Origin of the sequence: Pseudomonas sp. NPDC089758 (assembly GCF_044748705.1) — a bacterium.
Taxonomy (GTDB): Bacteria; Pseudomonadota; Gammaproteobacteria; order Pseudomonadales; family Pseudomonadaceae; genus Aquipseudomonas; species Aquipseudomonas putida_X.
In genome coordinates this window covers 179,087-205,096 of the sequence record NZ_JBIVGN010000003.1, presented here as the reverse complement: position 1 = coordinate 205,096, position 26,010 = coordinate 179,087, and the positions used below count along the sequence as shown (strand labels likewise).

General features: G+C 61.4%; 27 protein-coding genes and 1 tRNA gene. 22 read left to right on the top strand and 6 right to left on the bottom strand.

Annotated features, from left to right (window positions below; genetic code table 11):
* Nucleotides 1-99: 99 nt before the first annotated feature.
* Nucleotides 100-1,650 carry a nitric oxide reductase transcriptional regulator NorR gene (gene norR, locus ACIPZH_RS05600; RefSeq protein ID WP_400635456.1) on the bottom strand — a complete coding sequence of 517 codons (1,551 nt, stop codon included), beginning with the start codon at nt 1,648-1,650 and terminating at the stop codon, nt 100-102.
* A gap of 155 nt (nt 1,651-1,805) precedes the next feature.
* On the opposite strand from norR, the gene hmpA reads away from it, so the two are divergent.
* From hmpA to ACIPZH_RS05530, 14 genes are all read left to right on the top strand, one after another.
* A complete protein-coding gene (gene hmpA, locus ACIPZH_RS05595; RefSeq protein ID WP_400635454.1) occupies nt 1,806-2,984 on the top strand; it encodes an NO-inducible flavohemoprotein in 1,179 nt (392 codons plus the stop codon).
* 550 nt (nt 2,985-3,534) lie between these two features.
* Nucleotides 3,535-4,041, top strand: a complete 507-nt coding sequence (locus tag ACIPZH_RS05590; protein ID WP_039601973.1) for a disulfide bond formation protein B — start codon at nt 3,535-3,537, stop codon at nt 4,039-4,041.
* Between the two features lie 558 nt (nt 4,042-4,599).
* Nucleotides 4,600-5,544, top strand: a complete 945-nt coding sequence (gene cyoA / locus ACIPZH_RS05585) for a ubiquinol oxidase subunit II (protein WP_241804144.1) — start codon at nt 4,600-4,602, stop codon at nt 5,542-5,544.
* 3 nt (nt 5,545-5,547) lie between these two features.
* The gene (gene cyoB, locus ACIPZH_RS05580; protein ID WP_241804145.1) at nt 5,548-7,566 is read left to right on the top strand and encodes a cytochrome o ubiquinol oxidase subunit I; all 2,019 of its coding nucleotides are present in this window, start codon (nt 5,548-5,550) and stop codon (nt 7,564-7,566) included.
* Nucleotides 7,567-7,569: 3 nt separating this feature from the next.
* Nucleotides 7,570-8,193: a cytochrome o ubiquinol oxidase subunit III gene (gene cyoC / locus ACIPZH_RS05575; protein WP_241804146.1), complete on the top strand. Its 624-nt coding sequence runs from the start codon at nt 7,570-7,572 to the stop codon at nt 8,191-8,193.
* Nucleotides 8,193-8,525: a cytochrome o ubiquinol oxidase subunit IV gene (gene cyoD, locus ACIPZH_RS05570; protein ID WP_012316180.1), complete on the top strand. Its 333-nt coding sequence runs from the start codon at nt 8,193-8,195 to the stop codon at nt 8,523-8,525. The genes cyoC and cyoD overlap by 1 nt, the downstream gene beginning before the upstream one ends.
* An 11-nt stretch (nt 8,526-8,536) precedes the next feature.
* Complete coding sequence (cyoE, locus tag ACIPZH_RS05565) at nt 8,537-9,424, top strand: heme o synthase (protein WP_241804147.1); 888 nt, start codon at nt 8,537-8,539, stop codon at nt 9,422-9,424.
* Nucleotides 9,425-9,723: 299 nt separating this feature from the next.
* Nucleotides 9,724-10,932: an alanine transaminase gene (gene alaC, locus ACIPZH_RS05560; protein WP_241804148.1), complete on the top strand. Its 1,209-nt coding sequence runs from the start codon at nt 9,724-9,726 to the stop codon at nt 10,930-10,932.
* A gap of 153 nt (nt 10,933-11,085) precedes the next feature.
* Nucleotides 11,086-11,469, top strand: coding sequence for a YkgJ family cysteine cluster protein (locus tag ACIPZH_RS05555; protein WP_241804149.1), 384 nt, complete (start codon nt 11,086-11,088; stop codon nt 11,467-11,469).
* Between the two features lie 361 nt (nt 11,470-11,830).
* Complete coding sequence (locus ACIPZH_RS05550) at nt 11,831-12,085, top strand: hypothetical protein (protein WP_241804150.1); 255 nt, start codon at nt 11,831-11,833, stop codon at nt 12,083-12,085.
* On the top strand, nt 12,078-12,329 hold the full coding sequence (locus ACIPZH_RS05545) for a DUF3077 domain-containing protein (RefSeq protein ID WP_400635453.1): 252 nt from the start codon (nt 12,078-12,080) through the stop codon (nt 12,327-12,329). Before ACIPZH_RS05550 ends, ACIPZH_RS05545 begins: the two co-directional genes overlap by 8 nt.
* Before the next feature lie 153 nt (nt 12,330-12,482).
* A complete protein-coding gene (locus tag ACIPZH_RS05540) occupies nt 12,483-13,046 on the top strand; it encodes a GNAT family N-acetyltransferase (RefSeq protein WP_012316174.1) in 564 nt (187 codons plus the stop codon).
* Nucleotides 13,043-13,582 carry a hypothetical protein gene (locus ACIPZH_RS05535; RefSeq protein ID WP_400635450.1) on the top strand — a complete coding sequence of 180 codons (540 nt, stop codon included), beginning with the start codon at nt 13,043-13,045 and terminating at the stop codon, nt 13,580-13,582. The genes ACIPZH_RS05540 and ACIPZH_RS05535 overlap by 4 nt, the downstream gene beginning before the upstream one ends.
* 19 nt (nt 13,583-13,601) lie before the next feature.
* On the top strand, nt 13,602-13,988 hold the full coding sequence (locus ACIPZH_RS05530) for a lysozyme inhibitor LprI family protein (protein ID WP_267818627.1): 387 nt from the start codon (nt 13,602-13,604) through the stop codon (nt 13,986-13,988).
* 126 nt (nt 13,989-14,114) lie between these two features.
* Here the strand turns inward: ACIPZH_RS05530 and mnmH are convergent, their stop codons facing one another.
* Together mnmH and selD are read right to left on the bottom strand one after the other, a co-directional pair.
* Entirely contained in the window at nt 14,115-15,212 is a 1,098-nt protein-coding gene (mnmH, locus tag ACIPZH_RS05525; RefSeq protein ID WP_400635447.1) for a tRNA 2-selenouridine(34) synthase MnmH, read from the bottom strand.
* Nucleotides 15,212-16,246, bottom strand: coding sequence for a selenide, water dikinase SelD (gene selD, locus ACIPZH_RS05520; RefSeq protein WP_400626049.1), 1,035 nt, complete (start codon nt 16,244-16,246; stop codon nt 15,212-15,214). The genes mnmH and selD overlap by 1 nt, the downstream gene beginning before the upstream one ends.
* Before the next feature lie 123 nt (nt 16,247-16,369).
* Between selD and ACIPZH_RS05515 the strand changes: the two genes are divergently transcribed.
* From ACIPZH_RS05515 to phnE, 4 genes are read left to right on the top strand one after another with little or no spacing between them, the layout of a single operon-like run.
* Nucleotides 16,370-17,224, top strand: coding sequence for a putative selenate ABC transporter substrate-binding protein (locus ACIPZH_RS05515; RefSeq protein ID WP_400635445.1), 855 nt, complete (start codon nt 16,370-16,372; stop codon nt 17,222-17,224).
* On the top strand, nt 17,221-18,015 hold the full coding sequence (locus tag ACIPZH_RS05510; RefSeq protein ID WP_241804157.1) for a phosphonate ABC transporter ATP-binding protein: 795 nt from the start codon (nt 17,221-17,223) through the stop codon (nt 18,013-18,015). The genes ACIPZH_RS05515 and ACIPZH_RS05510 overlap by 4 nt, the downstream gene beginning before the upstream one ends.
* Complete coding sequence (locus ACIPZH_RS05505) at nt 18,009-18,836, top strand: PhnE/PtxC family ABC transporter permease (RefSeq protein WP_400626051.1); 828 nt, start codon at nt 18,009-18,011, stop codon at nt 18,834-18,836. The genes ACIPZH_RS05510 and ACIPZH_RS05505 overlap by 7 nt, the downstream gene beginning before the upstream one ends.
* Nucleotides 18,833-19,600, top strand: coding sequence for a phosphonate ABC transporter, permease protein PhnE (gene phnE, locus ACIPZH_RS05500; RefSeq protein WP_241804159.1), 768 nt, complete (start codon nt 18,833-18,835; stop codon nt 19,598-19,600). Before ACIPZH_RS05505 ends, phnE begins: the two co-directional genes overlap by 4 nt.
* On the opposite strand, the gene ACIPZH_RS05495 is transcribed toward phnE, so the two are convergent.
* The gene (locus ACIPZH_RS05495; RefSeq protein WP_400626055.1) at nt 19,572-20,495 is read right to left on the bottom strand and encodes a bestrophin family protein; all 924 of its coding nucleotides are present in this window, start codon (nt 20,493-20,495) and stop codon (nt 19,572-19,574) included. The two genes, phnE and ACIPZH_RS05495, sit on opposite strands and share 29 nt — an antisense overlap.
* Before the next feature lie 170 nt (nt 20,496-20,665).
* Nucleotides 20,666-21,313 (bottom strand): trypsin-like peptidase domain-containing protein, encoded by a 648-nt coding sequence (locus ACIPZH_RS05490; protein ID WP_267824095.1) that lies wholly within the window; start codon nt 21,311-21,313, stop codon nt 20,666-20,668.
* Between the two features lie 394 nt (nt 21,314-21,707).
* On the opposite strand from ACIPZH_RS05490, the gene ACIPZH_RS05485 reads away from it, so the two are divergent.
* A complete protein-coding gene (locus tag ACIPZH_RS05485) occupies nt 21,708-23,039 on the top strand; it encodes a Fic family protein (protein ID WP_400635443.1) in 1,332 nt (443 codons plus the stop codon).
* Nucleotides 23,040-23,238: 199 nt separating this feature from the next.
* Here ACIPZH_RS05485 and ACIPZH_RS05480 read toward each other — a convergent pair.
* Nucleotides 23,239-23,323: transfer RNA gene (locus tag ACIPZH_RS05480), tRNA-Leu, on the bottom strand.
* 108 nt (nt 23,324-23,431) lie between these two features.
* Between ACIPZH_RS05480 and queA the strand changes: the two genes are divergently transcribed.
* Genes queA through yajC form a run of 3 tightly spaced genes read left to right on the top strand, consistent with a single transcriptional unit; the run spans nt 23,432 to nt 25,991 of the window.
* Complete coding sequence (queA, locus tag ACIPZH_RS05475; RefSeq protein ID WP_400635441.1) at nt 23,432-24,481, top strand: tRNA preQ1(34) S-adenosylmethionine ribosyltransferase-isomerase QueA; 1,050 nt, start codon at nt 23,432-23,434, stop codon at nt 24,479-24,481.
* A 14-nt stretch (nt 24,482-24,495) separates the two neighbouring features.
* The gene (gene tgt, locus ACIPZH_RS05470; RefSeq protein WP_241804434.1) at nt 24,496-25,611 is read left to right on the top strand and encodes a tRNA guanosine(34) transglycosylase Tgt; all 1,116 of its coding nucleotides are present in this window, start codon (nt 24,496-24,498) and stop codon (nt 25,609-25,611) included.
* Nucleotides 25,612-25,655: 44 nt separating this feature from the next.
* Nucleotides 25,656-25,991, top strand: coding sequence for a preprotein translocase subunit YajC (gene yajC, locus ACIPZH_RS05465; protein WP_008092587.1), 336 nt, complete (start codon nt 25,656-25,658; stop codon nt 25,989-25,991).
* Nucleotides 25,992-26,010: the final 19 nt, after the last annotated feature.

Sequence of the window (26,010 nt, the reverse complement as noted above, 5' to 3'; positions counted from 1 at the left end):
GTCGTCTAACGGTCCTGTTACCGGTGGTAAGGGAGATATAGCAGCCCAACGGAAAGCAACCAGAGGCTTTCTGGGTTAATCCTTTTGTACGAAACGCGTCTAGCGCAGGCCCAAGCGCCGCGCCAGGCGGTTCAAGTTGGCCCGGTCCAGGCCGAGCTCGCGGGCGGCGGCGGCCCAGTTGTCCTGATGGCGCTGCAGGCAGGCATCGATCACCTGGCGTTGGTAGCCGTCGACAGCCTCGCGCAAGCCACCTTCGGCCAGCGCCGGCGCCGGCAAGGGCGCCGGGGCGGGGGCCTGTACCACGCCCGCCTCGGTACGCAGGTCCAGGTCACTGGCTTGCAGTGTGAGAATACGTGGCCGGTCCGGGTGCTGGCCCAGTGCCTTGAGGGCTGAGCGGCCGATCAGGTGTTCCAGTTCGCGCACGTTGCCGGGCCAGCCGTAAGCCAGGAGCGATGATTGCGCGTCGTTGCTCAGGCGCAGACTGTTCAGGCCCAGGCGTGATCGATTCTGTTCGAGGAAGTACCCCGCCAACAGCAGCACATCACGCCCACGCTCGCGTAGGGGCGGAACCTGCAGCGGGTACACGCTCAGGCGGTGGTAGAAGTCGGCGCGGTAGTTGCCGTTGCGTACCTCGGCGGCAAGGTCGCGATTGGTCGCTGCGATCAGGCGCACATCGACTGTGTGCTCGCGGTCTGAGCCCAGACGCTGCAGTTGCCCGCTTTGCAGTACCCGCAGCAGCTTCGCCTGCACCGCCAGCGGCAGTTCGCCCACTTCGTCGAGAAACAGCGTGCCGCCATTGGCCAGTTCGAACTTGCCGCGGCGCTCACCGTGGGCGCCGGTGAAGGCCCCGCGTACATGGCCGAACAGTTCGCTTTCCACCAGCGTGTCGGGCAGCGCGGCGCAGTTGAGGCTGATCAGTGGCTTGTGGGCACGGTGGCTGGCCTGGTGCAGGGCTTGGGCCACCAGTTCCTTGCCCACCCCGGTTTCACCGGTGATCAGCACCGTCAGGTCGCTGCCGCCGACCAGGCGTATTTCGTCCAGCAGGCGCTTGTGCGCCGGGCTTTGGCCAATCAGCTCTTTGTCCTGGCCGCTGGCCTGGCGGTAGATCTCGGCGCGCTGGTGCTCATCCTCGGCGCGCAGGGCCAGGTGTTCGATGCGTTCGGCCACCGTGACCGTGGCGGCTGCCAGGCTGGCGAAAGCCTGCAGGGCATCCAGCTCCAGGCTCTGGAACTGGCCAGGGGTGAGGGCATCGAGCGTCACCAGGCCCCAGGGGCGCTCGTCGACCATCAGCGGGCAGCCCATGCAGTCATGCACGTGAAGGTCGACGTCGTGGGCATTGACCAGGCCGTCATAGGGGTCGGGCAACTGGGAATCGCTGGGGAAGCGCGTAGGCTCGGCGCGGCTGAGCAGCACCTGGAAGCGCGGATGCTCGCTCACTTTGAAGCGCCGGCCCAGGGTATCGGCAGACAGCCCGTCGACAGCCAGTGGCACCAGCCATTCGCCATCCAGCCGCAACAGCGCAGCGGCATCGCAGGGTAGCAGGCCGCGCATGGCTTGCAGCAGGCGGCGGTAGCGTTCCTGGTCGGGCAGGTCGCGGGACAGGTCGCTGACCAAGGGGAGCAGGGCGGTGAGCAACGGCTTTGCGGTCATAAGGACTCCTGTTGGTCTAAATGACTATACTCCGCGGCTGGTCTTTTTGACATCGAATAGTCTAAGCACTTGATTTTGCTGTAATTAAAGTTTGGCACGAATACTGATACTGCACATGCAACCTTTCCAAGCCCCTGGTTCAGGAGTCGTTGCAAATGCTCAATGCCGAACAACGTGCAATCATCAAAGCCACCGTCCCGCTGCTGGAAACCGGTGGAGAAGCGCTGACTACCCACTTCTACAAGTTGATGCTCAGCGAGTACCCGCAGGTGCGCCCACTGTTCAACCAGGCCCATCAGGCCAGTGGCGACCAGCCGCGCGCCCTGGCCAATGGCGTGCTGATGTACGCCCGGCACATCGACCAGCTGGAACAGCTCGGCGGCCTGGTCGGCCAGATCATCAACAAGCACGTCGCCTTGCAGATCCTGCCGGAGCACTACCCGATCGTTGGCAGCTGCCTGTTGCGGGCCATCGAGGAAGTACTCGGTAAGGACATCGCCACTGCCGAGGTGATCGCAGCCTGGGGCGCGGCCTACGGGCAGTTGGCCGAGATCCTCATCGGCGCCGAGGAAGGCCTCTACAAACAGAAGGAAGAGGCCGTCGGTGGCTGGCGCGGTACCCGCGAATTCCGCTTGGTGCGCCGCGAGCAGGAAAGCAGCGAGATCGTTTCGTTCTACTTCGCTCCTGTGGACGGCAAACCGGTGCTCAAGGCTGAACCGGGCCAGTACATCGGCTTGCAATTGTTCATCGACGGCGCCGAGCAGCGTCGCAATTATTCGCTCTCGGCGTTGTGCGATGGCAAGCAATACCGCATCAGCGTCAAGCGTGAGGCGGGCGGCAAGGTGTCCAATTACCTGCATCATGAAATGATGGTCGGTGACACACTGCAACTGTTTCCGCCGTCCGGCGACTTCACCCTTGCCAGCAGTGACAAGCCGCTGGTGCTGATCAGTGGTGGGGTGGGCATCACGCCGACCCTGGCGATGCTGGAGGCGGCCCTTCAGACCCAGCGCCCGGTGCACTTCATCCACTGTGCACGCAATGGTGCGGTGCATGCCTTCAGCGAGTGGGTGGATGGGCTGGCCAAGCAGCATCCTCAACTCAAGCGCTTCTATTGCTATGCCGAGGATGATGGGTCGCGCGATGCCAATGCGGTTGGGCTGTTGAGCCAGGAGCTGTTGGCTGAATGGATGCCGAGTGAGCGTGATGTGGAGGCGTATTTCCTTGGGCCCAAGGGCTTCATGGCGGTGATCAAGCGCTACCTGGAAGCGCTGGGCGTGCCGCCGCAGCAGAGCCGCTATGAGTTCTTCGGGCCAGCGGCAGCCTTGGAATGATGTATTGACCGGGCTGCCCCCATCGCCGGCAAGCCGGCTCCCACCGGGTTCGCGGTTGGCTTTGGGGCAGGGGGGGCCTTCAAAGGCCTGCGCTGAGCGTGAGGGCAGTGGGGTACTTTGTGGGAGCCGGCTTGCCGGCGATGGGGCCGGTACATCCCATGCAAGGCTCAAATGAACCCCCACAAAGGTCATCCCCGCTACAAACCTCCCTCCAGGCACGCTGCCGGTCTCAGGGCCGGCGGCGTATCGTCGATTTCTCATATAAAGGAGAGATGAACCACGCCGGCCATCTTTCATCCTTAATCGTCCTTTAATCACTGTATCCTTCACTCCCGGGTGTCGAGGGGCTTGCCTCTGCGCGGCATCCGGGCAGCTGCTTTTTTACCGGCCGGCGTTGAACCGACGGCACGCCCGCCGGTCTCAAGCCCACTCCGGATAGCCCTCGCAGTGCTGTCTTGCCGCTTCCTCGACACGCTAACGGTCAGACCTGCGTGTAGAATCGCGCCAGGCAGGTGGACCACGCTGCCCCTATCCATCGAAGGAACCGGCAATGAACGAACAAACATCGCGCCTGAATCGGGAACGGCGCTTTCTGGTGCTACTGGGGGTGATCTGTCTCGCCCTGATCGGTGGCGCTTTGTACATGCAGGTGGTGCTCGGCGAAGCGCCCTGCCCGCTGTGCATCCTGCAACGCTATGCCCTGCTGTTCATCGCCGTGTTTGCCTTCATCGCCGCCGCGATGCCCGGGCGGCGCAGCCTCACGCTGTTCGAGGGGCTGGTGGTGCTTAGCGCAATTGGCGGAATCGTTGCGGCCGGCAACCATGTGTATATACTCGCCAACCCCATGGTCAGTTGCGGTATCGACACCCTGCAGCCGATCGTCGACGACCTGCCACTGGCCAAGCTCTGGCCGCTCGCCTTCCAGGTCGACGGGTTCTGCAGCACGCCATACCCGCCGATCCTCGGCTTGTCCCTGGCGCAATGGGCACTGATGGCGTTCGTGCTGACGGCCATCCTGGTACCGCTGGGCATCTATCGCAACAGGCGCCAGCCTTAGACATAAGTCCCGATTTTGCTGTGGTCTTTTGCACCCACAGAGAAGAGGGAAAAGTCGCCCACCGCTTGATCCAGATCAACCACAAAGCCTTGCAGGACGCGGGTTTGAGGCCTATCAAGCGGGGTGCGACAAACTGTCGCGAAGTTGAATTTCCAACCACTATTGTTACGCATTCTGTAAAAGACTGTTGCTCAATAAGTCATAGTCAAGGGTTGGCGACCTCACTACAATCGCCCCCAATTTCCGTTCGGCACTGCTTGCGAGTCGCAGGATTGAAGGAAGCCCCAGCGCTTTCTTTTGCTGACTTCGTCAAGTTTCGCCCAGCGGCGATACCGGGCGGATACCCCTCCGCGTTTTCCCGCACCAAACGGACTTGGTCTGAAGTACAGGCCTGTTGCCTACGAAACCATAAGCACCGCTAACACGCTTGAGCCAAGGTCCTGCAGTCGGGCCCCAGGCAGGAGCGTATTCGGGCGCGAAATGCCTCACTTGGCAGGACGAAGTGTTGGCTACCAAAACACAAATTGCATTGAAGCAAGCTGATCTAGAGGTCGTGAGATGAGTAAAAAGCGTTACCCCAGACTGTTTGGCATATTGCCCTTTTTAGGCATGCTTTTACTCAGCGGGTGCAACTGGACCCTGCTCGACCCGAAAGGTCAGGTCGGCATTGAGCAAAAGAACCTCATCCTCATCGCTACCGGCCTGATGCTGCTGGTGGTGATCCCGGTCATCATCATGACCGTGGCGTTCGCCTGGAAGTACCGTGCTTCCAACAAGGCGGCCACCTACACCCCAGATTGGTCGCACTCGACCAAGATCGAGGCTGCGGTGTGGATCATCCCGATCCTGATCATCATTGCCCTGGGTTATGTCACCTACAAGTCCACCCACAAGCTGGACCCCTACCGTCCACTGGATTCGGACGTGAAGCCGATTCAGATCGACGTGGTCGCACTGGACTGGAAGTGGCTGTTCATCTACCCGGAACAAGGCATCGCCACGGTCAACAAGATCGTCTTCCCGGCTAACACCCCGGTCAACTTCCGCGTCACCTCCGACGCCGTGATGAACTCGTTCTTCATCCCGGGCCTGGGCGGTCAGATCTACGCCATGGCCGGCATGACCACCAAGCTGCACCTGATCGCCAACGAAAACGGCGTGTTTGACGGTATCAGCGCCAACTACAGCGGTGCTGGCTTCACCGGCATGAAATTCAAGGCCACTGCAACCTCCCAGGAAGACTTCGACAAGTGGGTCGCCGAGGTCAAGCAGTCGCCGAAGAAGCTGGACAAGGCCGAATACGACGCCTTGGCCAAACCAAGCGAAAACAACCCAGTCGCGCTGTATAGCGAGGCCTCGCCTGACCAGTTCCAGATCATCGTCGACAAGTACGAAGGCATGAACCGCGGTCGTCCGAGCCACGAAGAAGCAGGCAGCAAAGATCTGGCCACTACCAAGGGTGTGGAATCGAGTATGCAACCAGCTGCCGGTGCAGAGGAGTAAGAGATGTTCGGTAAATTAAGCCTGGAGGCGATACCCTATCACGAGCCGATAGTCATGGTGACGCTTGCCATGATCGCGCTCGGTGGTATCGCTGTCGTCGGTCTTATCACCTATTTCCGCAAGTGGACCTACTTGTGGACCGAGTGGCTGACCACGGTCGACCACAAGAAAATCGGGGTGATGTACATCATCGTCGCGATGGTCATGCTGCTGCGCGGCTTTGCCGACGCCATCATGATGCGTACCCAGCTGGCTGCTGCTACCGGCGGCTCCGAAGGCTACCTGCCGCCTGAACACTATGACCAGATCTTCACCGCGCACGGTGTGATCATGATCATCTTCATGGCGATGCCGTTCTTCACCGGCCTGATGAACCTGGCGGTTCCTCTGCAGATCGGTGCACGTGACGTTGCCTTCCCGTTCCTGAACTCCCTGAGCTTCTACCTGCTGCTGGCAGGCGTGCTGCTGGTCAACATCTCGCTGGGCGTTGGTGAATTCGCCAAGACCGGCTGGGTTGCCTATCCGCCGCTCGCGGGCATTCAGTACAGCCCTGGGGTGGGTGTCGATTACTATATCTGGGCGCTACAGCTATCCGGATTGGGTACGACGCTTACCGGTGTGAACTTCCTCGTCACCGTGATGAAGATGCGCGCACCTGGCATGAAACTGATGGACATGCCGATCTTCACCTGGACCTGCACCTGGGCCAACGTGCTGATCGTCGCTTCCTTCCCGATCCTGACCGCTGCACTGGCACTGCTGACTGTTGACCGTTATCTGGACTTCCACATCTTCACCAACGAGCTTGGTGGGAACCCGATGATGTACGTCAACCTGTTCTGGGCGTGGGGTCACCCTGAGGTTTACATCCTGATCCTGCCGGCCTTCGGCGTGTTCTCGGAAGTGACTTCGACCTTCTCCGGCAAGCGTCTGTTCGGCCACCACTCGATGATCTACGCATCGGGCGCGATCGCCATCCTGGGCTTCGCCGTATGGCTGCACCACTTCTTCACCATGGGTGCCGGCGCCAGCGTCAACACCTTCTTCGGCCTGGCGACGATGCTGATCTCCATTCCGACCGGTGTGAAGTTGTTCAACTGGCTGTTCACCATGTACCAGGGCCGTGTGCGCTTCACCGCACCGATGATGTGGACCCTGGGCTTCATGATCACCTTCTCCATCGGTGGCATGACCGGCGTTCTGCTGGCTGTTCCAGGTGCTGACTTCGTGCTGCACAACAGCCTGTTCGTTATCGCCCACTTCCACAACGTGATCATCGGTGGTGCGGTATTCGGCTACATTGCCGGCTTCGCCTTCTGGTTCCCGAAAGCCTTCGGCTTCACCCTGAACGAGAAGTGGGGCAAAGCTGCCTTCTGGTTCTGGATCTCGGGCTTCTACGTAGCGTTCATGCCGCTGTACGCCCTGGGCTTCATGGGCATGACCCGTCGTCTGAACCACTCCGACAACCCGCTGTGGGAACCCTACCTGTACGTTGCCGTCGCCGGCGCCGTGCTGATCCTGTTCGGTATCGCTTGCCAGCTGATCCAGATCTACGTTTCGGTCCGCGACCGCAACCAGAACCTGGACGTGACCGGCGACCCATGGGGCGGCCGTACCCTGGAATGGTCGACTTCGTCGCCACCTCCGTTCTACAACTTCGCTCACATGCCTGAGAAAGTTGGTCTGGACTGCTGGCACGAAGCCAAGGAAGCCGGTGTTGCGTACAAGGCTCCGGCCAAGTACGAAGCCATCCACATGCCGAGCAACACTGCTACCGGTCTGTTCATGGGCCTGTTCCTGACCGTCTTCGGCTTCGCCTTCATCTGGCACATCTGGTGGCTGGTGGGTGCGAGCCTGGTTGCGACCATCGCTGTCTTCGTTCGCCACGCTGCGCGTGACGACCAGGGCTACATGGTTCCGGCCGAAGAAGTGGCGCGCATCGAAGGCGAGCGCATGAAAGCGCTGGCCAAAGCAGGTGCTCTGCCTGCCGGCGCACGTGTCGAATCGTTTGAGCGGGTGTAATCAATGTCCAGTCAAGTAATCCACGGCGATGCTCATGGTCACGACCATGGGCACGACGATCACCACCACGACTCGGGCCAGATGACCGTACTCGGTTTCTGGCTGTACCTGATGACCGACTGCATCCTGTTTGCGTCGCTCTTCGCCACCTACGCGGTGCTGTCCGGCAGTTTTGCCGGCGGCCCGTCGGGTCATGACATCTTCCAGCTCGATTTCGTAGCTGTAGAAACACTGTTCCTGCTGCTGTCCTCGATCACCTTCGGCTTCGCCATGCTGAAGATGTTCGACGGCAAGAAAGCAGGCGTGCTGGGCTGGTTGGCAGTGACCTTCCTGTTCGGTGCTGCGTTCATCGCGATGGAAATCTACGAGTTCCATCACCTGATCGTTGAGGGCTACGGCCCGCAGCGCAGTGGCTTCCTGTCGGGCTTCTTCGCCCTGGTAGGCACCCACGGCCTGCACGTGACCGCCGGCCTGATCTGGATGGCAATCATGATGTACCAGATCAACAAGCACGGCATCACGCCGACCGCCAAGACCCGCATGAGCTGCCTGAGCCTGTTCTGGCACTTCCTGGACGTGGTCTGGATCTGCGTATTCACCGTCGTTTACCTGCTGGGGGTTCTGTAATGGCTAACGCACACGACACTCATCACGAAGGTAACCACGGTAGCGTGAAGTCCTACATGATCGGCTTTGTACTGTCGATCATCCTGACCGCGATCCCGTTCGGCCTGGTGATGTACCCGAGCCTGCCGAAGAATCTGACCGTCCTGATCGTGGTGGCCATGGCCGTCATCCAGGTGGTAGTGCACCTCGTGTACTTCCTGCACATGGACCGCTCGAAAGAGCAGCGTTCCAACGTGTCGACGTTCCTGTTCACCACCATGGTGATTGCACTGCTGGTCGGCCTGTCGCTGTGGATCATGTTCAGCATCCACTACGAAATGATGGCCAAGTGAGGTAAGACTGCATGTCCGTTAAGCACTTTATCCAAATCACCAAACCGGGGATCATTTTCGGTAACGTGCTTTCCGTGGCAGGCGGTTTCTTCCTTGCCTCGAAGGGCCATGTAGACTTCGCCCTGTTCCTGGCGGTGGTAATAGGTACGTCCCTGGTGGTTGCGTCCGGTTGCGTGTTCAACAACTGCATCGACCGCGACATCGATATCAAGATGGAACGCACCAAGAACCGCGTCATGGTCCAGGGCGGCATGTCGCTGACCCTCGCGCTGGTCTACGCCACCCTCCTCGGGGTGGCGGGCTTCAGCCTGCTGTATGTCCAGGCCAACCCGCTGTCGGCGTTCTGCGCGCTGATCGGGTTCATCGTCTACGTCGGTTTTTACAGCCTCTGGCTGAAGCGCAAATCGGTGCACGGCACCTTGGTCGGCAGCCTGTCCGGTGCCATGCCTCCGGTGATCGGCTACTGCGCCGTCAGCAACAGCTTCGACCTGGCGGCAGTGACCCTGCTGGTGATGTTCAGCCTGTGGCAGATGCCGCACAGCTTCGCGATCGCAATCTTCCGCTTCAAGGATTACAGCGCTGCCAACATTCCGGTCCTGCCGGTGGCGCGCGGCATTCTTGCGGCCAAGAAGCAGATCGTGCTGTACGTGCTGGCCTTCGTGCTCGCGACCCTGATGCTCACCCTCGGCGGTTACGCCGGCCTCGGCTACCTGGCCGTGGCAGCAGCCATGGGCCTGTACTGGCTGTACATGGCCTGGGGTGGTTACAAGGCCGAGGACGACAGCAAGTGGGCCCGCAAGGTATTTGGCTTCTCCATCCTCACCGTCACCGCCCTGAGCGTGATGATGTCGGTGGACAGCCAGACTGCCGCCGACGTGCTGATGACCTACGCGCGCTGATACAGTCGCCTGCAACATCGAAAACCCTGGCCTTGGTGCCAGGGTTTTTTTATGGGTGTCAGTCAGTGCTGGCCTCTTTGGGGTGCAAACGGCAACCGTGTGAGGGGCTTTAGCTTGGAAGAGGGCAGTGCAAACAATGAAAATCCTGGTAATTCAAAAAATAAGCCTGAAAAGTTCTAAGTAATCAGGAAATTATCCTTTACACATACGCCTGCTCGGCACTATCTTCTGAATCAGGCCGCCGCAGCGGCCAGCGTCGCTCGGACGGTTCCGGGCGCTTACGTTTCGTAGAGGAAACCATGGCCGACCAAGGTTCGCCGCGCCGCTTCGCGCGCATCGATCGTCTCCCCCCGTATGTCTTCAACATCACTGCCGAGCTCAAGATGGCTGCCCGCCGCCGTGGTGAGGACATCATCGACCTGAGCATGGGCAACCCTGATGGCGCGACGCCGCCGCACATCGTCGAGAAGCTGGTGCAGGTTGCCCAGCGTGAAGACACCCACGGCTATTCCACCTCTCGCGGCATCCCGCGCCTGCGCCGGGCGATTTCCAACTGGTACAAGCAGCGCTACGAGGTCGACATCGACCCGGACAGCGAAGCCATCGTCACCATCGGCTCCAAGGAAGGCCTGGCCCACCTGATGCTCGCCACGCTCGATCAAGGCGACACGGTGCTGGTGCCCAACCCGAGCTACCCGATCCACATCTACGGCGCAGTGATCGCCGGTGCCCAGGTGCGTTCGGTGCCGCTGGTGCCCGGTGTCGACTTCTTCAACGAACTGGAGCGGGCGATCCGCGAGTCCATCCCCAAGCCGAAGATGATGATCCTGGGCTTCCCGTCCAACCCCACTGCCCAGTGCGTGGAGCTGGACTTCTTCGAGCGCGTGGTGGCCTTGGCCAAGCAGTACGACGTGCTGGTGGTGCACGACCTGGCCTACGCCGATATCGTCTACGACGGCTGGAAGGCGCCCTCGATCATGCAGGTGCCGGGGGCCAAGGACATTGCGGTGGAATTCTTCACCTTGTCCAAGAGCTACAACATGGCTGGCTGGCGGATCGGCTTCATGGTGGGCAACCCTGAGTTGGTCAGCGCCCTGGCGCGGATCAAGAGCTACCACGACTACGGCACCTTCACCCCGCTGCAGGTGGCGGCCATCGCCGCGCTGGAAGGCGACCAGCAATGCGTGCGCGACATCGCCGAACAGTACCGCCAGCGCCGCAACCTGCTGGTCAAAGGCCTGCACGAGCTGGGCTGGATGGTCGAGAACCCCAAGGCGTCGATGTATGTCTGGGCCAAGATCCCCGAGCAGTACGCCCACCTGGGGTCGCTGGAGTTTGCCAAGAAGCTGCTGGCTGAAGCCAAGGTGTGTGTCTCGCCGGGTATCGGTTTTGGCGATTACGGTGATGACCACGTGCGCTTCGCCCTGATCGAGAACCAGGACCGGATTCGCCAGGCGATCCGGGGCATCCGGCAGATGTTCCGGGCTGATGGCCTGAGCCGTAAATAGCGCAGTTTCAGGGGCCGCGATGCGGCCCCTGATGTTTGCCGGATCGACGGCAAACTATTTTTCATTGCCCCTCTTCTCAGCCGACCTGGCTTCGATTACAAATGGCGCCGCGGGCCAGCCCCGATAACAATAACCTTCCCCTTCCGTGCCATCATGTCCGAATACAACCCTTGCCTTGACTGCGGCGCCTGCTGCGGGTACTTCCGTGTGTCCTTCTTCTGGGGCGAATGCCAGTCAGCCGGTGGCCTTGTGCCCGATGACCTGGTGGTGCAGATCAACCCAACCCGGGTAGCCATGATCGGCACCGATGCCAAGCCCTGCCGTTGCGTCAGCCTCAAGGGCGAAATCGGCAGCGAAGTGGCGTGCACCATCTACGCCAACCGTTCCAGCCCTTGCCGTGAGTTCGAAGCGTCGTGGGAGGGCGGCGTGCACAACCCCAGTTGCGACGATGCACGTGCTGCTTATGGCTTGCCACCGCTGACGCCACCGGGGGCCAATGAGCCGCATTGGCCGGATGATGGGGCCGAGGTGGCTTGAGCCCTTTGCGGCGGCCTGCGGCGTAACTGCCGCAGGCCGTTGTAAGAAGTTTCTGAACCTGAAACCAAATGCTTCAGAAAGACGGGCTTGGCGAATTATCTTACGAGCCCTGTCGGATGCCGTCTGATAGGCAAGCCTGTACCTCATAGGTAACTTTTCGCGGTCGCTGTGGTTTGGCGACCGGGTGTGAGAAGCCTGTAGTTTGAGATCGCTTGCCAGATATGGCAGCTGTGCGCGTGCAGGCTTCGGTCTGGCCGTGGTGATCTCGGACACGGTCTTCTCACCTCGCGCATGGCTGCCACCCAATCTGTGAGAAGGATGTGAGTGGTTGCTTCTGAAACCTCTACCGAGAGAAGTGACTATGAAAAAGCTCGTTCCCGATCCACCCGACAGCTGCCCCATTCCCTACATCACGATAATCGCCGACCTTTCCCTTGAAGACGCCAAGGCTCACGCCGCCGCGCTCATGGATAGCCTTTCGAGCACCATCGAGCTCTACCTCAGCACCGTGGGCGAAGACCAACGCAGGGTGGTGCTGGACAACATGGGCATCCTCACCGATCTTCTGCGGGCCCTTTTCAGCCACATGACCACGCTGGAGAGGGAGCATGAGTGATGACCTCAAAGCGCGAACCACGGCGGGTCGAGAGACCTTTCTCGGGCTGTATGCCATCCAGCCGGGCGTGCCGCTCGATCACGCGTTTGACGAACTTTCTGTTCTGCTTGGCTGCATTCGGCATTTGAGTGAGGAAGCGGAGATGGAGGGAAACCTCGTTGCGGGCAGCGCCGCGCGCATCCTGAGTGCCATGGCCAAGGCGCTGATCAATGACATGGAGGTGGGGTTGAAACGCGGTGCCTGAAGCGTGTTGGCCAAGGGTGCTGCAGCGCTCTTGAGAGTGGGCGCCGCCCGCGCGGCGCTCAGTCTCCGGCACAGCCTGATACGCCAGGCATGCCCCAGCCCTCGCACATGACGTTAAACTGTCATCTCCCCAGCAATGGACAGGAGATGCGGCGTGACCCCACCCCGAAGTTTCCCCACCGACCTCTGCCTCGACAGCCCGCGTCTGCAGCTGCGCCCGATGCGCCACGCCGATGCCCAGCAATGGCTGACGATCATGGCCGACCCCGAGGTCATGCGTTACTGGCACCATGCCCCCTGGCAGGACCTGGCCGAGGCACAAAGCGCCCTGGCTGCCGACCGGGAGGCCTATGCCAATGGTGACCAGCTCAAGCTGGGCATGTACCGCCGTGACACTGGCGAGCTGATTGGCATGGTCCAGCTGTTCAACATCGACGACACCTCCCGTCGTGGCGAGATTGGCTACTGCCTGGCCAGCGCGGTGCAGGGCAGGGGCTACATGGACGAGGCGCTGACCTGCTTCATCGACTACCTCGCCCATACCCTGCACATGCGTCGCCTGGAGGCAGAGATCGACCCCCGCAACAATGGCTCGGCACGCACGCTGGAACGTCAGGGGTTCGTCCTTGAAGGCACATTGCGCGCACGCTGGTGCGTGGCGGGTGAGTTGTCCGACTCGGGCATTTACGGGTTGTTGCTCGAGCCACCTGTTGCATGACGGCTTTCTACGTCACGTTCAGCCTTGCCCTGTATTTGCTCGGCCTGGGTTTCGATGGCGCGCTGATGAGCGCCGGCAGGCACATGCCGGCCTTGCAGATGTTGCTGTACGGGCCTTGGGGTGTTCCGTTCGGTCTGTTCCAGTGGTTTGCCAACCCGCTGCTGGCAATCGCAGTGCTTGCCCACCGGCGTTTTCGGCGTTTGGCGCTGGTCGCCGGGTTGGCAGCGCTGTACCTGGCGGCCAGCAGTTTTGGCATCGAACGGCTGCCGGATAACATCAGCTACGCGTTTCAGGACCGCATTGGCTTTGGTGCGGGTTTTTACCTTTGGCTGGCATCTATGGTGGTGTTCTGCGCGGGGCAGGCATGGCATGTCTGGAAGGCGCAAGGCGCACAAGACATGCCGGGTTGGCGCTGGCTGGACGTTGCGTTGATTGCAGCACTGGCACTGGCGGTGTATGCCGCCACGCAAATGCCGTCGCTGCGTTTTGTGCCGGGCAAGGTACTGATGCCTCCCGAGCAGCCGCAGGCTTTTTGAAATTGACCAGGAGAGGGTGATGAACAAGCAGTTTTTGATGGGGTTGGGCTTGGCTTGCTGCATGCCTGTGGCGATGGCCGAGGACACCTCGCCGAGCTACACCCAGTGCATGGACAAGGCTTCCAGTACGGTGGCGATGAGCAGTTGCATCCAGGCCGAGACCCAGCTGCAGGACGCGCGGTTGAACCGGGCTTACAAACAACTGATGGGCAAGCTCGAGGCGGGGCCTAAGAAGAGCTTGCGCGATGTTCAGCGCCAGTGGATCGCTTACCGGGATGGCAACTGCAAATTCCACGTGCAAGCCAGCGGCGGCACGATGGCCCAGCTGGAGGGCGGGATGTGCATGATGGACATGACCCGCGAGCGGGCGGCAGAACTGGAGCGGGTGCTAAGCCCCGGGCAATGATGTTGCTCCTGCGGGCCCCATCGCTGGCAAGCCAGCTCCCACATGGATTGCGCCGGCTTTTAGAAATGCCTAGAAGCTGACGCGGTCCCTGTGGCCGGCTTGCCGGCGATGGGCCGCAAAGCGGCCCTAGCGATGGCGAGCCTTGAGGTACTCGCGCACCTCCACAGCATCCCCTGCAAACTCGATCCGGTCCGCCTTGGCATCACGCTGGTAGGCATACATCGGGTCGTAGTATTCCTTCAGCAACCCCTCGATCCACCCCCGGTGTAAATCGATACCCCCGGTGCGCTGCTGCTCATCCAGCGCCAGGCGCATGATCTCTGACAGGCGCTGACAGCGCTCGCCACCCAGGCGCTTGTGGATGTTGCTCATGCTCTGTAACAGGCGCTCAGCGAACAGCCGGCGCCCGAGCTCTTCGCCATGGAGCGCGACGAATTCGGCGCACAGGTTAACCACGTAGTCGCGCAGAATGCGTTCCACGCGGTTTTCGAAGCTGTCCTCCAGCCATACCAATGGGTACTGCTGCATACCCTGGTACAGCTCCAGGGGCACGGTGCAGCTGCCGACGATACGGCCCTCGTCCTCCAGCACGAATTGCTCGATACCGCGGGCGCGTTTTTTCAGCACGTCGATGGCCAGCTTGTTCTCGAAATCGATCTGCGCCGGCTGCCCGGTGGCACGTTTGCCGAAGCTCGAACCTCGATGGTTGGCATGCCCTTCAAGGTCGATCACGTTGCTCAGCTGGTGCAGCACATCGGTCTTGCCAGTGCCGGTCAGGCCGCCGAGCAGAACGAAATCGCATTGCTCCACGGCCTGCTGGGTTGTTTCCAAAAGGAACGTGCGCATGGCTTTATAGCCACCCTTGACACGCGGGTAAGCGATGCCCGCTTCGTCGCGCAGCCACTGCTGAACGATCAGCGAGCGCAGGCCGCCGCGGGCGCAGTACAGGTAGCCATCGGGGTGGGCCTTGGCAAAGCTGGCCCAGGCGTGCAGGCGCTCGCGCTTGAGGGTGCCGCTGACCAGTTGATGGCCGAGGGTGATGGCGGCGGCCTGGCCCTGCTGCTTGTAGCAGGTACCGACCTTTTGCCGCTCCTGGTCGGTCATCAGCGGCAGATTGACCACGCCGGGGAAGGCGCCCTTGGCAAATTCGACGGGCGCACGCATGTCCATCATCGGCACATCGTTGAGGAACAACTGGCGGAAGTCGGTGCAGTCGTGGCGCATCAGTTCACCTCGACTGCGTGGCTCTGTCGCTCAGCCAGCAGGCCGATCGGCGCAAGGTCCAGGCCCAGTTCGGCGGCGACGGCAAGGAACGCCTGCTCGCCTTCGGGGGTGACCGCCACCAGCAGGCCGCCACTGGTTTGCGGGTCGCACAGCAGGTGCTTCTGATCGTCGGTCAGCGCACCGATCTTGTGCCCGTAGCTGTCGAAGTTGCGCAGGGTACCGCCGGGGATGCAGCCCTCGGCCATGTAGTGCTCGATGCCCGGCAGGCGCGGAACGGCGGCGTAGTCCAGGTGTGCGGTCAGCCCGCTGCCCTCGGCCAATTCGACCAGGTGGCCGAGCAGGCCGAAACCAGTCACGTCGGTCATCGCCTTGACACCGTCGAGCTTGCCAAAGCGGCTGCCGGGGGTGTTGAGCGTGCACATCCAGTCGCGGGCCAGGCCTTGGTCCTGTTCGCGCAGCTTGGCCTTTTTCTCGGCGGTGGTGAGGATGCCGATGCCCAAGGGCTTGGTCAGGTACAGGCGGCAACCCTCTGTCGCGGTGTCATTGCGCTTGAGGTGGCGCTTGCTGACCACGCCGGTGACAGCCAGGCCGAAGATCGGCTCGGGGGCATCGATCGAATGCCCGCCGGCCAGGGGGATGCCGGCTTCGGCGCACACGGCGCGGCCACCGCGAATAACTTCACGGGCCACTTCGGGCGGCAGCACGTTGACCGGCCAGCCGAGGATGGCGATGGCCATCAACGGGTCGCCGCCCATGGCGTAGATGTCGCTGATGGCGTTGGTGGCGGCGATGCGGCCGAAGTCGTAGGGGTCATCGACGATGGGCATGAAAAAGTCGGTGGTGGAAACCACGCCGCGCTCATCATCCAGGGCGTACACGGCGGCATCATCGCGCGATGCGTTGCCGACCCACAGGTTCTGGTCATGGGCCTGGACGCCACTTTCGGCCAGGATCACATCCAGCACCTTGGGGGAGATCTTGCAGCCACAGCCAGCACCATGGCTGTATTGGGTCAGGCGAATCGGCTCGCTCATTACGCACCTCATTTTTCGTGATGGGCGATTGTAGCAAAGCTGGCCTTTGCGTCCGTGCCACTTATAATCCATCTCCGTCTGCCTATCGCTGACACTTTCCCCGCTATTGAACCGGAGAATCCCATGCTCAAACGCCCTCTGGCGCTCGCCGCCGGCCTCGTGATGTCCTGCTGTGCCGTTGTAGCGCAGGCCGCTGACACCTTGCGGGTCAGTGCCATTCCCGACGAAGCGCCGACCGAGCTGCTGCGCAAGTTCGAGCCGCTGGGCAAATACCTGTCCCAGCAACTGGGCATGCAGGTGAAGTTCGTGCCGGTAGCCGACTACCCGGCAGTGGTTGAATCGCTGGCCAGCGACCGTCTGGACCTCGCCTGGCTGGGTGGTTTCACCTTCGTTCAGGTGCACCTCAAAGACCCGACCGCCACGCCTCTGGTGCAGCGTGAGCAGGATGCCCAGTTCACCTCCAAGTTCATCACCGCCAACCCACAGGTGAAGAGCCTGGCCGACCTCAAGGGCAAGTCCTTCGCCTTCGGTTCGATTTCGTCCACCTCTGGCAGCCTGATGCCGCGCTACTTCATGCTCAAGCAAGACAACATCAAGCCTGAGGGCTACTTCAGCCGCGTCGCCTACTCCGGAGCCCACGACGCAACCGTGGCCTGGGTCCAGGCCGGCAAGGTCGATGGTGGCGTGCTCAACGCCAGCGTCTGGCAGAAGCTGGTCGATGCCGGCAAGGTCGATACCAGCAAGGTCAAGGTGTTTGCGACCACCCCGACCTACTATGACTACAACTGGACCGTGCGCGGCAACATGGACCCAGCGCTCAAAGACAAGATCAAGCAAGCCTTCCTCGCCCTGGACCCTTCGAACCCGGAGCACAAGAAGATCCTCGACCTGCAGGCCGCCAGCCGTTTCATCGAAACCAAGCCTGAGAACTACCAGGGCACCGAGCAGGCGGCACGTGAGGCCGGCCTGCTCAAGTGACTATCACGCTGCTCGACGCGGGGCTGCGCCACGGCCAGGTTCGCGCGCTTGACTCGGTGTCTGTGCGTATCACCCAGGGTGAGCGTGTTGCGATCATCGGCCCTTCAGGGGCCGGCAAATCCAGCCTCCTGCACCTGATGGCCACGGCCGTACAGCCCAGCGCAGGGCGCCTGGATTTGTTGGGTGAGCAGCCTTGGGCGTTGTCGGCAAAGGCTCGCCAGCGGCTGCGCGCCAGGGTTGGCCTGGTACATCAGGCGCCGCCCTTGCCGCCTCGCCAGCGGGTGGTGACTGCGGTGCTGGCCGGGCGCCTGGGGCAGTGGGGTACGTTGCGTTCGCTGCTCAACCTCGTGTACCCCACCGATGTGCAGGGGGCACGCCAGGTGCTGGCCGAGCTGGGCTTGGCGGAAAAGCTGTTCGTCCAGTGCGGGCAGCTTTCCGGGGGCCAGTTGCAGCGCGTCGGCATTGCGCGCGCGCTGTATCAGCGGCCCGAGGTACTGCTGACCGATGAGCCGGTGTCAGCGATGGACCCCGTGCTGGCCGAGCACAGTCTGGCCCTGCTCAACCGCCATGCTCAAGCTCACGGCGTGACGCTGGTAGCCAGCCTGCATGCAGTGGACCTGGCCTTGGCGCATTTCCCGCGGGTTATCGGCATTCGTGAGGGCAGGGTGGCGTTCGACTGCTCTGCCGAGGCTGTGACCGAGCAGATGCTCGATGCGCTTTACGCCAACGAGCAGTTGGGGTCGCCACTGCCCCAGGCGCCGACCTTGGCTGTGCAGATTCCGCGATGCTGAAGGCCAGCGCCCGGGATCCGGCATTTGTGCCGCGCCTGTTCGTCGCCCTGGTTGCGCTGGCCCTGCTGTGGCCTGGGGCGCAGTTGAGCGAGCTGAACCCGGGTGTGCTGCTGCAAGCGGAAAACCGCCAGCAGATCGCTAGCTTCACCAGCGCCTTCTGGCCGCCGGCGCATGATGGCGAGTTCCTCAAATTGCTCTACGAGGCGACCCTGCAGACGTTGGCGGTGGCCACTGCCGGCATGGTGCTTGCGCTGCTGCTGGCAGTCCCGGCCAGCTTGCTGGCCAGCCGCGCCTTGTCGTTGCGCGCAGCCTCTCGCGGCGGTCGTTCCGGCGCTTGGTCCCGCCTGCTCAGGATGCCGGTGCGGGGGCTGTTGATTTTCCTGCGCAGTGTCCCCGAGGTCGTCTGGGCGTTGCTGTTCGTGCGCGCGGTAGGGCTGGGGCCAACGGCGGGGGTGCTGGCCATCGCCATCACCTACAGCGGTATGCTCGGTAAGGTCTATGCCGAAATTTTCGAGTCGGTCGACCAGCGCCCGGCGCATGCCCTGCTGCAAGCGGGCAGTGGCCGGCTGACCGCCTTCTTCTACGGCATCCTGCCCAGTGCTGGGACCGAGCTTGTGTCGTACACCGTCTACCGCTGGGAGTGCGCGGTGCGCGCCTCGGTGGTGATGGGTTTCGTGGGTGCTGGGGGGCTGGGCCAGCAGATCGACCTGTCGATGCGCATGTTCGCAGGCGGTGAGGTGGCAAGCATGCTGCTCGCCTTCTTTGGCCTGGTGCTGCTGGCGGACCTGCTCAGCCGCTTCCTGCGGGGGCGGTTGGCATGAGCCGCGTGATCAATCTGCTGGTGATGGCTGCCCTGGTTGGCGCGGTAGTCGCCTCGTTCAGCTACCTGGACCTGGACCTGCAGGCGCTGGTGGGTAACGGCGGGCTGGGGCAGATGGCCGAGTATGCCGGGCGTTTTCTGCAGCCGGACGTTACCCCCGAACATCTGCAAGCCGTGGCGCGCGGTGCCCTGGAAACCCTGGCCATGTCCGGGCTGGGTACGCTGCTGGCAATGGTGCTGGGCATGCTGTTGGCATTGCCCGCAGCGGGGCGTTTCGGTTGGCCGCTGCAGGCTTCGGCGCGCCTGCTGCTCAATGCCCTGCGGGCCATTCCCGAGCTGGTATGGGCGGCGCTGATGGTACTGGCCGCAGGGCTTGGCCCCAATGCCGGGACGCTTGCACTGGCTCTGCACACGGCAGGTGTGCTTGGCCGGTTGTACGCCGAGGCATTGGAAAATACCCCGGCCGAGCCGGCGGCGGCGATCCGCCTGCAAGGTGGCGGGCAACTGGCGGCGTTCTGCTTCGGCACCTTGCCCAACCTGTGGCCGCAGTTGCTGGCTTACAGCCTGTACCGCTGGGAAAACAACATCCGTATGGCCAGTGTGCTTGGCCTCGTTGGCGCTGGGGGGCTGGGGCAGATGCTCTACACCACGCTGAGCCTGTTCCAGGAGGCCCAGGCCAGCACGGTGATCCTGGCCATGCTGGTCCTGGTGCTGTTGGTGGACGTATTCAGTGATGTCATGCGCCAGCGTTATGTGCGGGCCTGAACGCCTCAGCGCCTAACTCCCCGCACTGCGCTTCACGTTGCATCGACTCCAGGTTGCGCTCGATGGTCTCGCAAATGGCGTCCATCTGGATCTGGTGTTCACTGAAGCGGAACGGGCTCTGCAGGTCGGTGCCGATCCGCTCGATGGCGAGCAGCATGAACCCCACCACGGTAGACGCCAGTGGCGTGAACCAGCCCAGCGACTCGACCAGGCCCACAGGCACGATCAGGCAGAACAACGAGATGAACAGCCGCGGAAAGTACACGTAAGGGTAGGGCAGCGGCGTGTTGGCGATACGCTCCATGCCGCCTTGGGCATTGGACAGGTCCACCAGCGTCGATTCCAGCCGCGCCAGGCGGATGCTGTCCAGCCGCCCGGCCTTGTATTCGCGGGCGAGCAGGGTCGCCGAGCCGCTGAGGATATCGTTGGCGAAATTGTTCGAACGGTTGCGTCGCTCGAACTCTCCTGGGGGAATGAACGCCATCAGCTCGTCTGGGCAGGCTTCGCCTTTGAGGTGTGCTGCCAGGCAGTTCACATAAGCGATATGCCGGCGCAACAAGGTGGCCTTGACCGGGTTCAGGCCGTCGTCGGTGTCGTCGATCAGCGTCAGCGTCTGCCGGGCGAAGCTGCGTGAACTGTTCACCAGCGCGCCCCACAAGGTGCGCGCCTCCCACCAGCGGTTGTAGGCGCTGCTGTTGCGAAAACTCACCAGCACTACCAGTGCCGAACCCAGCAGTGTCAGCGGGATCAACGGCAGGGTGAATTTGCTGTTCAAGAACAGCATGAAATCGATGGTGACCAGCACGTCCCAGATCAGCAGCCAGAACAGCGACCAGCCGATGTAGCCGAAGGTCTTCACCACCAGGCGATACTTGCGGGCGATGATCTCTTTCACGCGGGGAACCTCGAAAGGGGGATGCAGGATCGGACGTCGAGGGTCGAAGAAGGTTCGCGGGTGGTTGTTGCAAGACGTTTTGATCTCGCCAGCGCGACCCTCTTGCCCTTCTGCGCCTGCCGTGGCAGGCCCGTTTGCATGAGTCGTGCTGGCCTGAGCCCAGGTTCAATTCAAGGTTTGGCGGCGACAGCGACATACCCTTTGATCGCGGCAGGCGCGGCCTTGGGCTTGGTTTTATCGGCCAGGTACTGGAAGCGGCGCCATTCCTTGTCGATTTCGCTATACGACATGAACACGCTGACACGCTCTTTGTCGGCCAGGTCCGGCCGGCTGCGCGCATCGATTTCATCTTTGGCGATGAAAGCGACATTGATCCCAACAACCTTGCCGTCGTCGGCGAACACCGGGCCACCGGACATGCCTTTGACCATCGGGCCGTCGTGCACCGAATAGAACACGCTGCCTGGCGTGCCCTGCAGGCGTACCAGCGAAGCCAGGGTGTGGCCCTTGCCCTGCACGGGCATCATCAGGCTGTTGAAGCCGACCGCTGTCACAGACTCGCCTGGCACGTACTGCCGCCAGAGCGGCACCTGCGCCGCCTTGTGCTTGAAGAACACTACATCACCCAGGCCTTCATGGACCACGTTGCGCAGGAAGGGGGTGTGCTTGGCGGTTACTGCGTAGTCTTCGTTCCACTGGATGGCGGTGGCCATCAGCAGCATCGGCAGCGGTGCACCGGAGGTGACCACGAATGCCTGATCGTAGACTGGGTCCGACACGTAGGACGTTGGCACTCCATTGCACCCACTGAGCAGCATCATTGCTGCCAGGCAAGGCACAGTTGATTTCATGATTGGCACAGATATCGAGAAATGGGAGCGCGACTATGGCGAAGTGCTATTACGCCATCAATACTTTCTGTGTATATCCGACGAATGACATCTTAGGTGGGGGCAAAGGTGCTGGCCAATAGATTCCAGGCATGGCTGGAGAGCCCGTGGCCATTGGGGTGGCGTCAAAAGTGCGGGTTGAAAAGGGCTTGCATTCAAAAGTGAAATGGCCTCAGCTCGTTGAGCTGGATTGAGCTGGATTGAGCTGGATTGAGCTGGATTGAGCTGGATTGAGCTGGATTGAGCTGGATTGAGCTGGATTGAGCTGGATTGAGCTATATTGAGCTGCATTGAGCTGCATTGAGCTGCATCCGGAGACGCCATGACATTGCTGAACAAGATTCTGAAACTGCTTCAGGAGGATCGGAGCCTAAGATCGCGTGAGATCGCCGAGCGTCTCGATGCAAGTTGGGCCACAGTCAAGCGTCACCTCGATGCGTTGTTGGAGGCGGGCCAGGTTCAGCGCGAGAAGGACGGACGCATCACGCGTTACCGGCTGGTCACGGCAGATGCTCAATTGCCAGACAGTGCGCCTGCGCAGTCTCCTTCCGCTGATCTGCCTTGGTCGCCTGCGAGCCTCGCCCTGCGCAAGTCGTTGACCCGTCCATTGGCAATGCGCGAAGTCGTCACCTATCAGCGCGACCTTGTAGACAGCTACGAGCCGAACCAGACTGCCTGGCTGCCACCCAGCTTGACGGCTGCGCTAGAGGCTGAAGGCCGGATGAGGGGGCAGCAGCCAGCCGGCACCTACGCGCGCAAAGTACTCGAACCTTTGTTGATTGACCTGTCATGGTCTTCTTCACGTCTGGAAGGCAACCGCTATACGCTGCTCGACACCAAGAAGCTGTTCGAAAGTGGTGTGACGCAGGGAGATCTCGATGCGGTGATGTTGCTCAATCACAAGGCGGCCATCGAATTCATGGTTGATGCAGTACCTGAATACGGGCTCAACTCAGCCGTCATCCGCAACCTGCATGGCTTGCTGATGCAGGATCTGCTAGCAGACAGCAATGCCTTGGGCAGTATTCGCCAGACAGTCGTGAACATCAGCGGGACTACCTACTTCCCAACCCAGGTGCCCTCACTGCTGGAAGAGATGTTCGACTTGATACTCGACAAGGCGCGGCAGATCAAGAATCCCATCGAGGCGGCATTCTTCTTGTGGATAAACCTGGCCTACCTGCAACCCTTCGAAGATGGCAACAAGCGCACAAGTCGTTTGGCGGCGAACATACCGCTGATGCTCTATAACTGCTCGCCTTTGTCGTTCCTGGACGTAAACCCGCAGGACTATGCGCTGGCGATGATGGGGGTGTATGAGCAGCGTGATATGGCGATGGCAGCGGATCTGTTTGTCTGGGTCTATCGCAGGTCGATCAGCAAGTATGGCGTGATGCTTGAAGCAATGGGGGTTCCAGACCCTGTGCGCCTGCAGTATCGAGAGGTGTTGAACGAGACGATTGGTGCCGTCGTACGCGACAGGCTCACTGTCCGCTCGGTGGTAGCCGGGCTGCCTTTTTCAGAGGACGAGAAAAGGCAGTTTCAGCCTCTGTTGCAGGCTGAACTGGATATCCTGGCGCTGCACAACTGCGCCAGGTATCGGCTGACCATGAGGCAGGTAACGGAATGGATCAAGGCCGGGCGACCCTCATGATTTCACGGGCCTGCTTAGTGAACCTATGCCCCGTGCCTGCAAGATGGTAACGGGCGCGTAGTGTGCTGCGCCAAGGCATTTGCCTGTGTAGCGATACTCGGCGTTTGCTTGGGCGTATGACGATGCACTGGGCCAGGAGCTTGCTGGTCAAACCGCAGGCATAAAAAAACCGACCATACGGTCGGTTTTTTCCGGATTTTGGTGCCCCGAGGGAGACTCGAACTCCCACTCCTTTCGAAAACGGATTTTGAATCCGCCGCGTCTACCAATTCCGCCATCAGGGCGTGTGGCGCGCAGTATAGAGAGCTACCTCTGGTCGGTCAATCGGCTTTCATGGTCAATTTTCACACATTGGGCTAAACTTCCCGGCCCTGCCGAACCCGAACATCATCATGCGCGTCGCCGATTTTTCCTTCGAACTCCCCGATTCCCTGATCGCCCGCCACCCGCTGGCCGAGCGCCATGGCAGCCGACTGCTGGTCCTCGATGGGCCAAGCGGGGCGCTGGCGCACAAACAATTCACCGATCTGCTCGACTACCTGCGCCCCGGCGACCTGATGGTGTTCAACAACACCCGGGTCATCCCGGCGCGGCTGTTTGGCCAGAAAGCCTCCGGCGGCAAGCTGGAGATGCTGGTCGAGCGGGTACTGGACAGCCACCGCGTGCTCGCCCACGTGCGCGCCAGCAAGGCCCCTAAAGAAGGCGCGGTGATCCTCATCGACGGCGGTGGCGAGGCCGAGATGGTTGCCCGCCACGACACGCTGTTCGAACTGCGCTTCACCGAAGAGGTGCTGCCGTTGCTCGAACGTGTTGGGCACATGCCGCTGCCGCCTTACATCGACCGCCCGGACGAGGGCGCCGACCGTGAGCGCTACCAGACCGTGTACGCCGAACGCGCTGGTGCCGTAGCCGCACCGACCGCGGGCCTGCACTTCGACGAAGCGCTGCTGGACAAGATCGCCGCCATGGGCGTGGAGCGTGCCTTCGTCACCCTGCATGTCGGCGCGGGCACCTTCCAGCCGGTGCGGGTCGACAAGATCGAAGACCACCACATGCATAAAGAGTGGCTCGAAGTGAGCCAGGATGTGGTCGATGCCATCGAGGCCTGCCGGGCCCGGGGTGGCCGTGTGGTTGCGGTCGGCACCACCAGCGTACGGTCGCTGGAAAGCGCTGCGCGCGATGGCGTGCTCAAGGCCTTCAGCGGCGATACCGATATTTTCATCTACCCAGGCCGGCCGTTCCATGTGGTCGATGCCTTGGTCACCAACTTCCACCTGCCGGAGTCCACGCTGCTGATGCTGGTCTCGGCATTCGCCGGTTACCCCGAGACCATGGCTGCCTACAAGGCGGCGGTCGAGCAGGGGTACCGCTTCTTCAGTTACGGTGATGCCATGTTCATCACCCGCAATCCGGCGCCACGCGGCCCAGAGGATCAAGCATGAGTCGCACCTGTCGAATGTCCTTCGAACTGCTGGCCACCGACGGCAAGGCCCGTCGTGGCCGCCTGACGTTCCCCCGTGGCACGGTCGAGACCCCGGCGTTCATGCCGGTGGGCACCTATGGCACGGTCAAGGGCATGCTGCCGCGTGACATCGAGGCCATTGGTGCCGAGATCATCCTCGGCAACACCTTCCACCTGTGGCTGCGCCCGGGCACCGAGGTGATCAAGAAGCACAACGGCCTGCACGATTTCATGCAGTGGAAAGGCCCGATCCTGACCGATTCGGGTGGTTTCCAGGTGTTCAGCCTGGGCGCCATGCGCAAGATCAAGGAGGAGGGCGTGACCTTCGCCTCCCCAGTGGACGGCTCCAAGGTGTTCATGGGCCCTGAAGAGTCCATGCAGGTGCAGCGCGACCTGGGTTCGGACATCGTGATGATCTTCGACGAGTGCACACCGTACCCTGCAGAGCACGATGTGGCGCGCACCTCCATGGAGCTGTCGCTGCGTTGGGCGCAACGCTCGAAGAATGCCCACGGGGACAACACCGCGGCGCTGTTCGGCATCGTTCAGGGCGGCATGTACCAGGACTTGCGCATGCGCTCGCTGGAAGCGTTGGTCAATATCGACTTCGACGGCCTGGCCATCGGTGGTCTGTCGGTGGGCGAGCCCAAGCATGAAATGATCAAGGTGCTGGATTACCTGCCAGATCAGATGCCTGCTGACAAACCTCGTTACCTTATGGGGGTAGGCAAACCTGAAGATCTCGTTGAGGGTGTGCGCCGCGGCGTCGACATGTTCGACTGCGTGATGCCGACGCGTAATGCGCGCAACGGCCATCTGTTCGTCGATACAGGGGTGATCAAGATCCGCAACGCGTTCCATCGCCACGATGATTCGCCGCTGGATCCGACCTGTGATTGCTACACCTGCACAAACTTCTCCCGCGCCTATCTCCATCATCTGGACAAGTGCGGCGAAATGTTGAGCAGCATGCTGAATACCATCCACAACTTGCGCCATTACCAGCGCTTGATGGCCGGTTTACGCGAGGCTATTCAACAGGGTAAATTGGCCGCCTTCGTCGACGCCTTCTATGCCAAGCGCGGGCTACCTGTGCCGCCTTTGGACTGATTGTTCGCACCATCTAATTAAAACTTACGCAACTGGAGTGCCCAATGAGCTTCTTGATCCCCGCCGCCTATGCGGACGCTGCTGCACCCGCCGCTGGCCCAGCCGGCACCGGCTTCGAGTGGATTTTCCTGGTCGGTTTCCTGGTCATCTTCTACCTGATGATCTGGCGCCCGCAGGCCAAGCGTGCCAAAGAGCAGAAGAACCTGCTGAGCAACTTGCAAAAAGGTGATGAAGTTGTCACCAACGGCGGCATCGCTGGCAAGATCGTCAAGGTTTCCGATGATTTCGTGGTGCTGGAAGTGTCCGACACGGTCGAGCTGAAGTTCCAGAAGGGCGCCATTGCCGCGACCCTGCCAAAAGGTACGCTCAAGGCTATCTGAGTTACCGGTTTTTTTTCCA

Bases quoted from the DNA above. Each gene is read 5' to 3' on its own strand.
- norR (WP_400635456.1), bottom strand. From the start codon at position 1,650: ATGACCGCAAAGCCGTTGCTCACCGCCCTGCTCCCCTTGGTCAGCGAC.
- hmpA (WP_400635454.1), top strand. From the start codon at position 1,806: ATGCTCAATGCCGAACAACGTGCAATCATCAAAGCCACCGTCCCGCTG.
- ACIPZH_RS05590 (WP_039601973.1), top strand. From the start codon at position 3,535: ATGAACGAACAAACATCGCGCCTGAATCGGGAACGGCGCTTTCTGGTG.
- cyoA (WP_241804144.1), top strand. From the start codon at position 4,600: ATGAGTAAAAAGCGTTACCCCAGACTGTTTGGCATATTGCCCTTTTTA.
- cyoB (WP_241804145.1), top strand. From the start codon at position 5,548: ATGTTCGGTAAATTAAGCCTGGAGGCGATACCCTATCACGAGCCGATA.
- cyoC (WP_241804146.1), top strand. From the start codon at position 7,570: ATGTCCAGTCAAGTAATCCACGGCGATGCTCATGGTCACGACCATGGG.
- cyoD (WP_012316180.1), top strand. From the start codon at position 8,193: ATGGCTAACGCACACGACACTCATCACGAAGGTAACCACGGTAGCGTG.
- cyoE (WP_241804147.1), top strand. From the start codon at position 8,537: ATGTCCGTTAAGCACTTTATCCAAATCACCAAACCGGGGATCATTTTC.
- alaC (WP_241804148.1), top strand. From the start codon at position 9,724: ATGGCCGACCAAGGTTCGCCGCGCCGCTTCGCGCGCATCGATCGTCTC.
- ACIPZH_RS05555 (WP_241804149.1), top strand. From the start codon at position 11,086: ATGTCCGAATACAACCCTTGCCTTGACTGCGGCGCCTGCTGCGGGTAC.
- ACIPZH_RS05550 (WP_241804150.1), top strand. From the start codon at position 11,831: ATGAAAAAGCTCGTTCCCGATCCACCCGACAGCTGCCCCATTCCCTAC.
- ACIPZH_RS05545 (WP_400635453.1), top strand. From the start codon at position 12,078: ATGAGTGATGACCTCAAAGCGCGAACCACGGCGGGTCGAGAGACCTTT.
- ACIPZH_RS05535 (WP_400635450.1), top strand. From the start codon at position 13,043: ATGACGGCTTTCTACGTCACGTTCAGCCTTGCCCTGTATTTGCTCGGC.
- ACIPZH_RS05530 (WP_267818627.1), top strand. From the start codon at position 13,602: ATGAACAAGCAGTTTTTGATGGGGTTGGGCTTGGCTTGCTGCATGCCT.
- mnmH (WP_400635447.1), bottom strand. From the start codon at position 15,212: ATGCGCCACGACTGCACCGACTTCCGCCAGTTGTTCCTCAACGATGTG.
- selD (WP_400626049.1), bottom strand. From the start codon at position 16,246: ATGAGCGAGCCGATTCGCCTGACCCAATACAGCCATGGTGCTGGCTGT.
- ACIPZH_RS05515 (WP_400635445.1), top strand. From the start codon at position 16,370: ATGCTCAAACGCCCTCTGGCGCTCGCCGCCGGCCTCGTGATGTCCTGC.
- ACIPZH_RS05505 (WP_400626051.1), top strand. From the start codon at position 18,009: ATGCTGAAGGCCAGCGCCCGGGATCCGGCATTTGTGCCGCGCCTGTTC.
- phnE (WP_241804159.1), top strand. From the start codon at position 18,833: ATGAGCCGCGTGATCAATCTGCTGGTGATGGCTGCCCTGGTTGGCGCG.
- ACIPZH_RS05490 (WP_267824095.1), bottom strand. From the start codon at position 21,313: ATGCTGCTCAGTGGGTGCAATGGAGTGCCAACGTCCTACGTGTCGGAC.
- ACIPZH_RS05485 (WP_400635443.1), top strand. From the start codon at position 21,708: ATGACATTGCTGAACAAGATTCTGAAACTGCTTCAGGAGGATCGGAGC.
- queA (WP_400635441.1), top strand. From the start codon at position 23,432: ATGCGCGTCGCCGATTTTTCCTTCGAACTCCCCGATTCCCTGATCGCC.
- tgt (WP_241804434.1), top strand. From the start codon at position 24,496: ATGTCCTTCGAACTGCTGGCCACCGACGGCAAGGCCCGTCGTGGCCGC.
- yajC (WP_008092587.1), top strand. From the start codon at position 25,656: ATGAGCTTCTTGATCCCCGCCGCCTATGCGGACGCTGCTGCACCCGCC.